At 38.9% G+C, this 14042-nt stretch carries 14 protein-coding genes; 3 read left to right on the forward strand and 11 right to left on the reverse strand.

What is annotated here, in order from left to right:
• Positions 1–2: 2 nt before the first annotated feature.
• Both JXQ92_RS13835 and hemB read left to right on the forward strand, forming a co-directional pair.
• A complete protein-coding gene (locus tag JXQ92_RS13835; protein WP_421987214.1) occupies positions 3–215 on the forward strand; it encodes a helix-turn-helix domain-containing protein in 213 nt (70 codons plus the stop codon).
• Positions 216–279: 64 nt separating this feature from the next.
• Complete coding sequence (gene hemB, locus JXQ92_RS13840; protein WP_421987377.1) at positions 280–1242, forward strand: porphobilinogen synthase; 963 nt, start codon at positions 280–282, stop codon at positions 1240–1242.
• On the opposite strand, the gene JXQ92_RS13845 is transcribed toward hemB, so the two are convergent.
• From JXQ92_RS13845 to JXQ92_RS13890, 10 genes are all read right to left on the reverse strand, one after another.
• Positions 1239–2300 (reverse strand): flavin monoamine oxidase family protein, encoded by a 1062-nt coding sequence (locus JXQ92_RS13845; RefSeq protein ID WP_421987215.1) that lies wholly within the window; start codon positions 2298–2300, stop codon positions 1239–1241. The genes hemB and JXQ92_RS13845 overlap by 4 nt on opposite strands.
• Before the next feature lie 3 nt (positions 2301–2303).
• Entirely contained in the window at positions 2304–3242 is a 939-nt protein-coding gene (locus JXQ92_RS13850) for an alpha/beta hydrolase (protein WP_421987216.1), read from the reverse strand.
• A gap of 25 nt (positions 3243–3267) precedes the next feature.
• Positions 3268–4365, reverse strand: coding sequence for a fatty acid desaturase family protein (locus JXQ92_RS13855; RefSeq protein ID WP_421987217.1), 1098 nt, complete (start codon positions 4363–4365; stop codon positions 3268–3270).
• A 177-nt stretch (positions 4366–4542) separates the two neighbouring features.
• The gene (locus JXQ92_RS13860) at positions 4543–4917 is read right to left on the reverse strand and encodes a co-chaperone GroES (protein ID WP_421987218.1); all 375 of its coding nucleotides are present in this window, start codon (positions 4915–4917) and stop codon (positions 4543–4545) included.
• Position 4918: 1 nt separating this feature from the next.
• Positions 4919–6226 carry a DNA recombination protein RmuC gene (gene rmuC, locus JXQ92_RS13865; protein ID WP_421987219.1) on the reverse strand — a complete coding sequence of 436 codons (1308 nt, stop codon included), beginning with the start codon at positions 6224–6226 and terminating at the stop codon, positions 4919–4921.
• Positions 6227–6286: 60 nt separating this feature from the next.
• Positions 6287–6838 (reverse strand): mechanosensitive ion channel domain-containing protein, encoded by a 552-nt coding sequence (locus JXQ92_RS13870; protein ID WP_421987220.1) that lies wholly within the window; start codon positions 6836–6838, stop codon positions 6287–6289.
• Between the two features lie 165 nt (positions 6839–7003).
• A complete protein-coding gene (locus JXQ92_RS13875) occupies positions 7004–9424 on the reverse strand; it encodes a hypothetical protein (protein ID WP_421987221.1) in 2421 nt (806 codons plus the stop codon).
• Between the two features lie 125 nt (positions 9425–9549).
• The gene (locus tag JXQ92_RS13880) at positions 9550–9963 is read right to left on the reverse strand and encodes a RidA family protein (protein ID WP_421987222.1); all 414 of its coding nucleotides are present in this window, start codon (positions 9961–9963) and stop codon (positions 9550–9552) included.
• Positions 9960–10400: a GNAT family N-acetyltransferase gene (locus tag JXQ92_RS13885; protein WP_421987223.1), complete on the reverse strand. Its 441-nt coding sequence runs from the start codon at positions 10398–10400 to the stop codon at positions 9960–9962. The genes JXQ92_RS13880 and JXQ92_RS13885 overlap by 4 nt, the downstream gene beginning before the upstream one ends.
• A gap of 1 nt (position 10401) precedes the next feature.
• Positions 10402–11691: an aminopeptidase P N-terminal domain-containing protein gene (locus JXQ92_RS13890; RefSeq protein WP_421987224.1), complete on the reverse strand. Its 1290-nt coding sequence runs from the start codon at positions 11689–11691 to the stop codon at positions 10402–10404.
• A 157-nt stretch (positions 11692–11848) separates the two neighbouring features.
• On the opposite strand from JXQ92_RS13890, the gene JXQ92_RS13895 reads away from it, so the two are divergent.
• The gene (locus JXQ92_RS13895) at positions 11849–13006 is read left to right on the forward strand and encodes a DUF4221 family protein (protein ID WP_421987225.1); all 1158 of its coding nucleotides are present in this window, start codon (positions 11849–11851) and stop codon (positions 13004–13006) included.
• 6 nt (positions 13007–13012) lie between these two features.
• Here JXQ92_RS13895 and JXQ92_RS13900 read toward each other — a convergent pair whose 3' ends face one another.
• A complete protein-coding gene (locus JXQ92_RS13900; protein WP_421987226.1) occupies positions 13013–14005 on the reverse strand; it encodes a glycosyltransferase family 9 protein in 993 nt (330 codons plus the stop codon).
• Positions 14006–14042 lie beyond the last annotated feature (37 nt).

Here is a 14042-nt window from a genome sequence, read left to right on the forward strand (position 1 = left end):
TTATGGCCATCATTGTAAATCTAGATGTGATGTTAGCCAAGCGCAAAATGCAGAGTAAGGAGTTGGCTGAAACTGTTGGCATAACGCTTGCCAACCTTTCCATTCTAAAAACTGGCAAAGCTAAGGCCATTAGGTTCAGTACGCTGCAGGCTATTTGCGATGCCTTAGAATGTCAACCCGGCGATATTCTTGAATACCGAAAGGACGATGAATAACTGACCGCTACGACTATTCTCAATTCCTCTTTTAGCCGTATCTTTATCGAATAATTATTAGATGATGGATATCAGACCAAGAAGAAATAGAAAATCTGCTGCTATTAGAAGTATGGTGGAGGAAACGCAAGTGAAAACAAGCGATTTTATCTTCCCACTATTTTTATTGGAAGAACCTCGGAGCAAAGTAGAGGTGGATTCTATGCCTGGTATTTATCGACTCGGATTAGAGGCAATGCTCCAAGAAATTGAGGATTGCATGAAATTGGGAATCAAATCCTTCGATGTTTTTCCCGTAGTAAACGATCAATACAAAGACAAGTTGGCGACGAGAAGCTACGATACCAACTTCTTTTATCACCAAGCATTAAAGAAAATCAAACAAGAATTTCCTGAAGCTGCTATCATGACAGATGTAGCCTTAGATCCTTACAGTTCTGATGGTCATGATGGAATTGTTCAGGATGGTAAAATTTTGAATGATGAAACCCTTGAAGTTCTTGGAAAACAGGCTTTATCTCAAGCCGAATGTGGTATAGATATCATTGGACCGTCTGATATGATGGATGGTCGTGTAGGATATATACGTGAGGTGTTGGACGATGCTGGCTTTACAGATGTTTCCATAATGTCTTATACTGCTAAATATGCTAGTGCATTTTACGGACCCTTTAGAGATGCTTTGGACTCAGCTCCGAAAAGTGGTGATAAAAAGACGTATCAAATGAATCCTGCCAACCAAAGAGAAGCATTGATTGAGGCTGATTTGGATGTTGATGAAGGGGCAGATTTCTTGATGGTTAAGCCTGCTTTAGCCTATTTAGATGTAATAAAATTGCTAAAAGATAATTATGCTCAGCCTATTGCTGCTTACAATGTTAGCGGTGAGTATGCCATGCTGAAAGCTGCGGCAGAAAAGGGTTGGTTAGATTATGATGCCGTTATGTCTGAAACCCTTTTGAGTATAAAAAGAGCGGGAGCTGATATCATTTTGACTTATCATGCTAAGGAGTTTGCTAAACTCTAAGTATTATAGTTTTCCTCTTGCTCAATAATTGTTTTCGCACTCAGGAAACCACTATATACAGCGCCATCCATATACCCGGCGTAAACTGGTGATGATTCGGTGCCTGAGAAAATCAATTTCCCATTATACATGGAATCTCTTAAGTTAGAATGTCCATTATTTTGATGTGGAACTACACTGGTAGGATTGCGGATTGATGTATAATGATCATGTTGCCAAACATGTTCATGGTAGCCGATGAATTGTGTCGCTTTTTCCCCAAAAAGTTTAGTCAATGTACCGACAACCATCTTTTCTCTATCGTCTTTTCTAAAAGCACGAAGGTTAGGGTTCAAAAAGCCTTTCAATACAAATATCTTTTCGTCATAATCACAATGATCATGTACCTCTTGAAGTATTCCAGCCTGAGAGAATCCCATTCCTGAGAATCCTTTTTCCTTCCAGAAAGGGTTTTTATAGCGCACTGCATATTTGATTGATTCCCCCATCCAAGTGTGCGTGTTCTTCATTATATCACGCTTTGAATCTGATAGGGCAGGCTCGAAATTGATTTTAGCTTCAGTAAGTTGCGGAGGGGTTGTTATTACAGCATACTTTGAAGAAAAACGTCTATCATCTTTCAAAACAACACTTACCCCAAAGTCCTCTTCATTAATCTGATCGACAAGGCAATTATACATTATTTCGGAACCAGAAAGTCGATTAATTAATTCTTGAATTATAGTACTTGTTCCGCCTTTTATCCGGTAAGATGGTGCTTGACCTTGTGGCATATCAAATACTTGAACGGGTTGATCATGTGCTACCTCATAGGAGATTTTTCCATCGGTAAATTGCTCAAAAAGTTCAACTTTCATTTCTTGAAGAAGCCTTCTTAAATGCTCGTGTTGATTACCCAGCCAAGTAGCACCCATTTCAATTGGCCCATCCAGCGTTTTAATTCGCCCTCCAGGAAGTGCTCTTGCTTCTAGGACAAGACATTTATATCCTGCCTTATTTAGTTGATAAGCAGTAGTAAGCCCTGAAAGACCTGCGCCAATAATGATGACTGGTTGCATGCATTACTTAATGGAAACGCCTTCCATAAAGTTCACTAAGGCGTGAATAAAAAATGCCCTTGGACTTTCCATGAAAGCCGCATGATCACCATCTTTCACTACTGTCCATTGTTTATGGGCTGTTCCAAGTCTCTCAAATAATTTGGCTTGAATTGGTGTAGGGCCAATTGGGTCAAACTCACCTTGAAGAATTAATGTTGGTATAGTTACTTTATTTGGATCTAGTTCATTGAATTGGTCGTAACGATTCAAGTCTACTCTAATGGGATCAGATGCTAGTGCAGATTTTACATAAGCATCAATTGCTTTTTGACTTATTGAGCCGGGGATGATGAAGTCGCTTGCCGCACCTTCAGCTGTAGTTGGTGCTTCTTCAGGCGTACCAATACTTTCTTCTATTGGAAATATCTGGTCACTATCTCTCCAGTATCCAAAGAGCGTTAAAGAAGATAAGAGTTCGGGATGTCTTTGTGCAGCTAAATGAGAAATGGTTGAACCCATCGACCATCCAAATAAATGAGGTTTGGTACTCGTATTCCTATGCATCATAATCCATTCCAAAGCTGCAGCTACATCGTTGGCACCTTTGTTTGGTGTTTGCCATCCACTGCTATCCCTTGGTGTTGCACCGTAACCTCTCAGGTCTATGGCAAAAACGGAATAGCCTTTAGCCACTAAACCATCCAATAAGGATAAGTCTTCGCCTTCTACTTGTAAGTCAAAATCCGGAATGGCACTCCAAGTTCTACCGTGTACTAAAAGGATTGACTGGCTAGCATTAGGATCTGATTTTTCCCATAGGGCTATCGGATGCCCATCAACTAAAACGGTATGTTGAAGCAGTTCAGCTTTTGTTTCTTGGGTTTGGTTATCAGTTCCTTCCGCGCAGGCGAATAGGCATAAAAAAACCGCAAATGAGACCGTTAATAACTTGAGCTTCATTTGCGGTATCTTAAGGTTAAATAATTTAGGCTGTTTTTACTTGACCCAAACTCTTGAGCATTCTTGCATGACTCGCAATAGCTGAAACGAACGTTGGTTCAAGGTTGTAAGGAAGGCCGTATTCTTTGGCAGTCTCTTTTACAATTTTCGAGATTCTTTTATAGTGCACATGGCAAATGTTTGGAAACAAATGGTGCTCTATTTGGTAATTTAAACCACCCACGTACCAGAAGAAGAGCTTACTCTTGGGTGAAAAATTAGTGGTAGTAAATAGCTGATGAACTGCCCAGTTGTTTTCCATATTCCCAACATTATCTGGAATAGGGTAGTCCGAGTGCGGCATAACATGCGCTGGCTGAAAGATTAACGCAATCCAAAGGCCGGTAATAACATGCATTAATAAAAAGCCGATAACAATTAGCCACCATGATGCTTGAATAAAGATCAATGGAATGATCAGTGCATAGGCATAATAGGCAACTTTAGAGAATATGGTTTCCATAAGAACACTTCTATAAGTTCTTTTCTGGCCTTTAATAAGATCCATTTTTTTGTACCTGTTTAGTTGTACAAAATCTTTGGAGGTTAACCAAAGGAAAGTCATAATAGCGTAAAAACCCCAGCCATATATATGTTGAAATTTATGAAGTCTATAGTGCTTGGCATGAGGTGAAAGCCTCATTAAAATTCCCGGATCAATATCTTCATCTACCCCTTCAATATTTGTGTATGAGTGATGTAGTACGTTATGTTGAATTTTCCAGTTAAAAGAACTAGCACCGATAAGATTCATTACATAACTCAAAACTTTATTTACGTTCTTGTTTTTGGAGTAAGAACCATGATTAGCATCATGCATAATAGAAAGGCCTATACCAGACATGCCAAAGCCCATTATACCCCACATTACCAAGATTAACCAAGGTTGGGTAACAACGCCTGTAAGCATTAAAATGTAAGGACCAAAGTACATCAAGAACATGGCAACGGTTTTCATTACCATTGTCGTATTCCCATATACTGAAATTTCGTTTGAGTCGAAATAAGTCTTCACGCGTTTTCGAAGATCACTAATGAATTCGGCTTGATTCGAACGTGAGAATTTTATGGCTTTGTAATTCATATGCTAGATTGACCTGTTCTTGTTTAATGAAATACTTTGTTTCTGTAAATGGTTTCAATTATTGCCAATAACTTTTTTGAAGCTTTGGTTCTTTCATCAGGTACATTTCTCTGTAAGACATTGCATCCCTGAATAATGTTGCAAAATTAATCATTATTCGATGCGAATGGAAGCCATTCACAGATCTTGTTCTCGCTCAAGCATTAAAACCGATGCTTGTGGCACGATAAAGAGCTTTTCACCCTGATATATAATCTCTACTGCGCTTTTCTGTAAGAATATAGCAAGGTCACCCTCTTGGGCCTGTAGAGGGACATATTTCACCTTTTCATCGTTGTTTTTCCAATGCTCGTCTTCCTCAGTTGGTAAGGGAATAGGGTAGCCAGGGCCCACTTTTATAACATAGCCGGTTTGCACTTTTTCTCTTTCTTGAACCCCAGGAGGTAAATAAAGACCACTTTCTGTCTTTTCGACGTTTTTTTTCGGCCTTATCAAAAGCCTATCGCCAACTACTATGAGTTTCTTAAGTTTATTGTCAGCAGTTAATTCCATCTTACTCTTCTATACTTTTCTTAAATAACGTTTGATCTATTTGTTTACTTGTTTTTGCTCCTAGCTTCTTAATCTTCTCAGTTTTACGGATTAGATTATCCTTGCCATCGGTGAGTTTATTCAATGCTGCATCATAGTTCTTTTGTGTAGAACTCAAATTATCGCCCACTTTAAGTAAGTCTTCCGTAAAGCCTACAAATTTGTCGTAAAGCGCCCCACTTTGTCTCGCAATTTCAATGGCATTTTTACTTTGATACTCCTGTTTCCAAATGGAGGATATGGTTCTAAGCGTAGCCATTAGCGTTGTCGGGCTTATTATGACGATGTTTTTGGAAAAAGCTTCATTAAATAAATCTGGCTCTTCTTGAACGGCAACCATAAAGGCAGGTTCTATTGGTATAAATAGAAAAACGAAATCTAAACCATCAAGACCGTACAAGTTCTGATAGTTCTTGTCGCTTAAACCTTTAATATGAGACTTTATCGAACCGATGTGAAGTTTTAATTGAAGAGCTTTTTCCTCTTCGTCTAAAGCACGGGTAAATCGCTCATATGCTGTTAATGAAACTTTCGAATCAATAATTATATGTCTTTCCTCGGGGAGTAAAATCACAACATCGGGCTGATATCTTCTACCATCATCTCCTAAATTCGATGACTGCGTTTCGTATTCTCGCCCCTTTTCTAACCCCGATTTTTCTAATATTCTCTCTAAGATTACTTCACCCCAATTGCCTTGGGTTTTAGCATCACCTTTGAGTGCTTTTGTTAAATTTTCAGCTTCCTTGGTAATTCGCTTATTGAGTTCACTCAAATGTTTAATCTGTTCAGAAAGTTTGGTGTTTCTTTCCGCGCCATCCTTACTGTTTTCTTCAACACGCTTTTGAAATTCACCAATCTTTTCCTTTAAGGGGCTTAAGATGTCTTGAAGGTTAGCTTTATTTTGAGTAGTAAATTTCTTGCTATTCTCTTCGAAAATATCGTTAGCTAAATTTTTAAATGCTAAAGCAAATTTATCATTCAATCTGTTCAGCTCATCTTTCTGATCGATCAACTTTGCCTCCAGGTTCTTGTATTCTGTATTTACCCTGGTGAGTTCATTACTTAAATCTTGGTTCTTTTCTCTTTCTTGTGAAAGTTCAGATTTTTTCTCGGAAAGCTCAGTAGAATTGCTTAGAAGACGTTCTTCTGCAAATTGTAGTTTGTTTTGTAACTCAAATGTGCCTGACTTTTTAACCCGTATTTGAGCCAGTAACCAACCGATGATGATACCAAGTAATACGCCGCAAGCAAGCCAAAGGAGTTCCATTAGGATTTTGTATTTCTACAAATATATCCTATCGGTTACGTAAGTAAAAAATGACTGATTTTAGGCCAACATTTTGGTCTCATCGTAAACCGATTCTTGATTCTCAATGACAAAACTCTTCGAAACAAGGTATTGCTTCAAATCAGATTGTAAAGTCATATCTAGTGAAAGGAAGTCTTCTTGAGCGCACCAAGGTTTAATGGTAAGCTCAACGAAATTAGAGTTGATTTTAGAAACGTGAATTTTGGGTTTAGGTAGATCAAGTAAACGCTCCTGGTGTGAGAAGAAATTCAAGATCTCTTCTTTCGCTTTTTTCATATTGCTTTCGTAGCCTATACCAATAGAAAGCTCCAAGCAAGTAATATTTTTGTCAGTTAGATTTTTTACCTGTTTTTTGAAGAAAACAGTATTCTGAAGTTTCAACTCACCACCACTAATCTTTTCGATGGTGGTAAATTTCCATCCACTTTTTTTGACAGACCCTAGTTCGTCATCAATTTCTATGAAGTCTCCCTCAGTAAAAGGACTCAAAATTTTCAAAAGAAGTCCGCTGCCCAAATTGGACATTGAATTAAAAATTCTTTTTTCTATGCTTTTGGTCGAGGTAGTCATTGCTAAATCGTTTGGTATGCGCTACCAGTTACAATTCATATACCAATACGCTCTACATGTGCTGTACCCTACTTTATCGCCCAAAAAAGGCATTTAGGCGAAATAGGCTGTGTTTCTTTATTCCCAATATGGGAGTAAGTACTTGTTTTTTGGAAAAGTTAAAGGCTAGTGAACGGCAATTTTATCCAGAATAATGACGCCCTTTTTTATTTGATCAAATACAAATTCAACTGATTTGATGCTCGCCGTATCGAAGTTCATATTTGTTTCTTTCAGCTTAGCTAAATCCACAAAGAAGGTATTATATACCGCCTCAGATTTTCCGGTACCCTGTAATTCCGTGTTTTTTAATACATCTACTGACAATTGACGTTGGAGGTAGCTATAGTCACTTAATTTAATTGTGGATTGTTCGCCATTGTTATCAGTAAATGTGATTGAAAAGTCGAGAGGTTCTGGAGCTTTCTTTTCCTCATCTTCATCTTTTTCCTCATCCTCATCTTTGTCTTCGCCATTCTCATTACCCTCCTTTTCAGCGTCTTCGTTATCATTGCTGTCAGAATTATTATTTTCTTCCTCGTCAGCATTGTTATTAGCTTCATTCTCTTCCTCGTTTTTCTCATCAGCTTCTTTTTTCTTTTTGTCTCTGCTTTTGTCGGGATAAGTACTGCCTTTAGCTTCAGAAAGCTCAAAAGTCATAACACTGGCATCAATTTCTTCCGCAAACGAAATCTTATAGCGAGCTGTATCGGCTTCGTAGGCTAAACTATCCCACCCGATATAAGCAGCACGAGTGCCTCGGTTTCCCCATTTCATTCCAACAATTTTCTCTTTCCAAACCGTGAGATTTTCTGTTTCGACAGTTCCTTGTGAAGAAGTAGTTGTTAGGTCCAAGTCTTCTTCAAAGTCGACAAGTACTTTCCAATCTGAAGCTTGATATTGGTTTAGATAGATAGTTTCGGGTAGCCAATCTTCTCCGGCACGATAATCTTTAAAGAATGGCTGATATTCCTTTTTTCCTTGTAGCGTAGTTTGCAGAAAGGCACTGATGTAAGTTTTTCCAACCGTTAGTTGCTCTTCCATCGGCATGAGTGCATCTACATTTAGTAATGCACCAAATGGAAAACCAGCATCCCGGTTGCCCCAGGAGGTATTGAATTGTCCGTGATTGGCACCATAAACATATACCGCTGATTTAAAATACTCGGTAGAGTCGGTAAAAGCGACACGTTCGTATTGTCGTAATCCGGCAAATGATTGAACATCGCCGTCATTGGCACCATGAATCACCAAGTAGTTTACGTTCTCTAGTGGTGTTGGGATATTGGCAGGTTTATATTGTCCATCTACCGGGGCAATGGCCACCACTGCCTTAATATTAAAGTTGAAATCGAATTCCTGTTTTGCGTTGTCTGGGTAGTAGGTCAAACGGTTAAAGAAGCCCGCTACTGCTGCCGCTTCACCACCACGGGAGTGACCCATAACAGCTACATTTTCAAAGTCGACTTTCTTATTGAAAATGCCACCATCAGTATCATTCCATTTTCTCCAGTACCTTAAATGTTCAAGCAGAAGCCATCCTCTAGCGTCGTTTTCTTGGCTCAAACCGCTGCCTATAAAATCTGTCCAACCACTATTAATAAAATTTTCATCTACGCTTACGGTGATAATTCCTTGACTCGCCAATAATTTACCTAGGTATTCATAACCGCCATCTGAAAAGTCGAACATGCTGTGATTTCCGTGAACGATTAAGGCAATTGGGAATGGGCCTTCTCCTTTAGGATACCACACCCGACCATTGATGGGTAAGGCTTCATCGTCAAATCCCCAGTACCAGGTACGTAATTTACCTGTGGTACCTTTCCAGTTTCCCAATAGTCGAGAACCGTCAATCGAGTCAGTGACTATGGCCACGTCTTTACCAAATTCATCTCTGTGTTTATCCTTCCCGCTGCCGTAAGTCAAAAATTCAACTTCATAATCACCCGGTTCGCTAGGGTTAGGCATTTGGATATGAGCAGGTTTGTATTCGGCTTTTTGGGCGGCATTGATATGTTCTACTTCCGGCTTGAAGCCAGTGTCCATTAACCAAATAAGTCCCCAAACGAGCCCAGCTACACCGATAAGGCTTCCTGTAAGTGCTACAATTTTTTGTATAAGTGTATTATTACTGCGTGTGGGTTTTATTAAAGTAAAGATTCCCGCTCCCAATGCACCGGCAAAAACAATCACAAATACTGGGAATTTCCAGCTAAGGCTTCCAGCACCGAAAACAAATGACATTAAAAAGAATACCCCGGGAATTACCCAAAATAGGCCTTTGTTCATAGATTTGATCAATAGCCTTGCGAGAATCCCTGATAAACCCATTAAAAAAGCGATGATGAGGCCTAATGCAATCATCGCGATTCCGAAATAAGTTGAAGGTTGGATGACGAACATCATGGCAGAGCCTATAATCCAAATGATAGCTGCAGTGGTTGCAATGGCTTTATTAGCGCCTTTCCATGCGACATCGCCAGGTTTTAGCTTCCTGAGAAAATTAGTAATTGCCTTCCAGATTCGCTTAAAAAATTTGATCATAATGTTTTGGTTGGTATTGATTTACGCTCAATAGACATGCCATAATTATTGCTAAAAGATTTTGTTGTTGAGCGTTTTCTTATAAAACGAAAAGCTCAATATAACCAAAATGGAAAGGAAAGATGTTAGAGTGTTGCTACACACTTTAGCTCTATAGCGATTGGTGTTGGTAAGCAATTAATTTCTACGGTAGTTCTACACGGCTGATTATCGGCAAAATATTCGGCATAGATACGATTGTACGTGGCGAAATCGTCTTTCATATTCGTTAGAAAAACCGTTACATCTACAAGTTTATCCCAGCTACTCCCAGAAGCTTCAAGAATGAGTCGTACGTTTTTAAATACTGACCTGCATTGCTCTTCTATGTCATAAGAAACAATTTCTCTATTATCATCAAGAGTTACGCCGGGTATCTTTGTGGTATTTCTTTCGCGAGGCCCTACTCCAGAAAGAAAGAGAAGGTCGCCTACTTTTCGGGCGTGAGGATAAAGTCCTACTGGTTCTGGTGCTTTTTCGCTATTAAACTCTTGGCTCATGGTAAGTATTTAATCATTTCAATTCGATAATTCTCAAGTTCGTCTTTTGGTTTGATGTTGTATATCTCAAAACCATTTTTTATGGCAAAAATGATCATGCTTTTATGACGATTCAAGGTTTTAAACTTGATGGACTGATAACCTTTTTTTCTTGCCCATTGTTCTTGACAGTCTGCCAATTTTTTGGCGATACCTAACTTTCTGCAACGTGGCAATACTCCTCCCAAGCTGCTGTAAAAAGAGCCATCGTCAAACCGATCGTAGCCTACTTTACATCCGATGATTTGCTCGTCTTGCTTAGCCAACAAAACAAGATTGGGTTTGTGACCAATCTTGTTTATATAATATTCCGCTGCCTTTAATTTGTCAAATTCTGGCAAGTCTTTCAGTACGATTAATGCCTCTTGAATAGAGCCTTCAACAACATCATAATCCATTTTAGGCGTTCATGATATCCTCTATTTCCTCAGTTTCAATAGGAATGTTTGCCATAAGATTTAAATGACCTTCCTCTGTGATGACAATATCATCTTCTAATCGGATTCCAATTCCCTCTTCAGGGATGTAGATGCCCGGTTCTACCGTGAAAACCATGCCTGGTTTAAAGTCAGTATAAATGCTCGCGACATCGTGGACGTCTAAACCAATATGGTGTGATGTGCCATGCATAAAGTACTTTTTGTATGCCGGCCAGTCTGCGTTTTCATTTTTAATATCTTCGGTAGAGATTAGCCCTAAATCGACTAATTCTTTTGACATAATTTCGCCAACTGCCTGATGGTAGTCTGGTATGCTGTTTCCAGGTCGCAAAAGCGCTGTCGCTTCATTTTTAACCCTTAAAACGGCATTATAAACATCCTTTTGTCTTTGAGTAAATCTTCCGTTTACCGGGATAACTCGTGTCATGTCAGCATTATAATTGGCATATTCTGCACCTACGTCCATCAATAACAAATCGCCATCTTTCAGTTGATCTTTATTTTCTATATAGTGCAAAACGCAAGCGTTTCCACCGCCAGCTATAATTGGTGTGTATGCAAATCCTTTTGATCTTTGACGTACAAATTCATGCAGATATTCGGCTTCTACTTCAAATTCCCAAACGCCGGGTTTTACATATTCCAATATCCTTCTAAATCCACTATCGGTTAAATCGCAAGCTGTTTGCATGAGCTCAATCTCCCTAGCTTCTTTTACAGTCCGTAAGTCATAAGCGATAGGAGCGAGCCTTTCATAAGTGTAATTACTGTATTTCGCTTGGCACCATTTATTGAAGCGATCAGATCTTGTTTCTACTTCAGATCCGTTACGGATATGCTCATTGTTATAGAGGTAGATGTTTTCTGTTTCGGCAAGAATTGTATTTAGCGTACTCTCAAACTTATCAACCCACATAACAGTATCTACACCAGAGGTTTCGGTAGCTTCTTCCATGGTGTATTTGTGACCTTCCCAAACCGCTATGAGTTCATTAGTTTCACGCACAAATAGAACTTCACGCATTTTTGGATTTGGAAAGTCAGGGGCTATCAGGAGCACTGATTCTTCCTGATCTATGCCTGAGAAATAAAGCAAATTACTATTCTGACGGAAACTCATGGTGCCATCGGCATTGGTAGGCATAATATCATTTGAACAAATGATGGCAACCGAATTTGGCTTCATTTTCGCCTTGAGCTTTTCTCGATTTTTGATGAAAAGTGCTTTCCCGATGTGTTCGTATCTCATAGTGCTTTAATTCATAGGATTGAGTCTAAAATAAACAGGATTTGCTGAGAAAAAGAAGGGTATTATATAAAGCTTACAGAATGAAGGCCATGCATGTGAGTTTAAAATCTAACTTATAAATCAATGGAGCCGTTATAGCAACTGTAGCCTTATCTCTATGTCCAAAACGATTGTGTGTTTCTTCTTTTTACAGCTTTCGCTGTTATTATTGTCTTGTGGCGAAAAAGAAAGTCAGCGTACTATAACATCGTTGAATCAAAAAGGTGAACTGGTTTTTAAAGTAGATACTTTAAAAATCGAAATCGATGATGAAAGCAGTTACACCTATTTCCGATTCGATACCTATGAAAAGGGGGGTGAGTTCTACTTCATTAAATATCATAGCTCCCAACATGCCCTTTTGTTCTATGATGTCGCCAAAAAACGATTGTCCAAAACGGTGTCTCTTGAAAAAGGAGGGCCAAATGGAATAGGGAACATACAGAACTTCCAAGTTCATAACCTCGATTCCATTTTTGTGTTTGATGAAGGAAATATGAAGCTCATTAACGACAATGGTGAGGTCTTTTTCAGAATGAATTTATTTAGTGAAGCCCCAGAAGGAGTATTAATCGATTTTGCAAGCCCAGAATCCAAACCTTTTTATAGCGCTACATTGAAAAGGGTTATTCTTGAAAACTCAATTCGCAGGAATGCGTCTCTAGAAGAGAAAAACAGTCCATTTCTTATTGCTATAGACTTAAATACTAAGGAGTTTGAATTCATTGGCCCGCAACACGCACCACTGATGAAGAATGCTAAAGTGGGTTATGGTACCTATCAAGGTATTTCATTTACGCACTACGGAGAGTTAGTCTATTACAATTACCCTGTTTCATCAACGGTTTTTAGTTACAACTTGCGAACTGATGGGAATAAATCATTCAATGGCAGTGTAAGTTCCATTCCAGATCAGGCACCTGAATTTAAGAATGCCCCGACTCAGGCATTTATTAATGACTATCGGTTCGAGACGCCTGTATTTTATAACATTCTATATGATCCTTATCGACAACTATTCTACAGGCTACACAGAACAGGGAAGCCTTATAACCCTGGTGTTCGGAATACAATTCAGGATACAAGGTTCTTTGTATCGGTATTTGGCAAGGAGATGAATTTTATAAAAGAGCTTGAAATCCCTAAAAACACCTATAGTCAATATACAGCCTTTGTTGGTCCAGAGGGCTTGTTTCTAAATGCTTCGTTTAAGGAGTATCCTTACTTGGAAGAAGACAAGATGATATTTCATGTATACGATTTTACCTTCCAGTAAGACTATTTAGTTAACCAAGGCAACCATTTTTTGAACGTCAATATCAAAGCCACATTTAAAGTGAACTTCAGGGCAAGATTTTTTTCCGTGTAAACCGCAAGGTCTGCATTTCAATGCTTCATTCACTTGAATAATATGGCTTTCAGCGGCAAGTGGGCCAAAACCAAAATCAGGAATAGTCGAACAGAAAATCGCGCAGGTTTTTGCGTTAACAGCCGAGGCTAAGTGCATAGGGGCGCTATCATTTACATAGTTCATTTCAGCTGTTTTCATCAGTGCAGCTGATTGAAGTAAAGAAAGTTTTCCAGCCAGATTTATAACCCGTCCACTTTGTGATTGCTCTAATATTTCTTCACAAAGCGAGGCATCGCCAGGGGCACCTAATAAATAGATACTTCCATTGAACTTCATGGCTCTAATGAGCCCTATCCATTTCTCTTTAGGAAACTGTTTTGTAAACCATACTGATGCTGGTGCCATGCACAGATAAGGTTTCTTTTTGTATTCGGCTATGGCACTGAAATCTTCGGTAGTTGGGTGTAGCTTTGGTAATTCATGTGTACCATCCGTCAAAGCCTTGATCAATTCATGATTTCTAATTACTTCATGAATACCAGGCTCAATACGGTGAGTTATTTTCTTATCGAATGCCCAAGAAAACGGGTTTTTGTCGAAGCCTATTTTCATTGCCCCTTTAGAAAAAGCGGTTAGCATACCCGAATTGGCGAACCGCTGAATATTCACGACAAGGTCATATTTCGATTTTCTGACTTTTCCAATGAGCTTGAAAAGGTTCTTGTATTTTCCGCCGTTTTTATCCCAAATAATAGTTTCCCTTACAAACGGATGGTTATCTAATAGGCTATGGTTTCCCTTTCTGACCAAAAAATCAATAGCAGATTCTGGGTAATGCTTGTGGAGTTTTTCCAATAACCCTGTGGCCAGAATAACGTCTCCGATAAAGGCAGTTTGAACTACTAAAATTTGACGAAAAGCCATAGATAATGAATTGGAACAAATATAAAGGAATTGATTT

It is taken from the genome of Roseivirga sp., assembly GCF_049099775.1.
In the GTDB taxonomy this organism is placed as follows: domain Bacteria; phylum Bacteroidota; class Bacteroidia; order Cytophagales; family Cyclobacteriaceae; genus Roseivirga.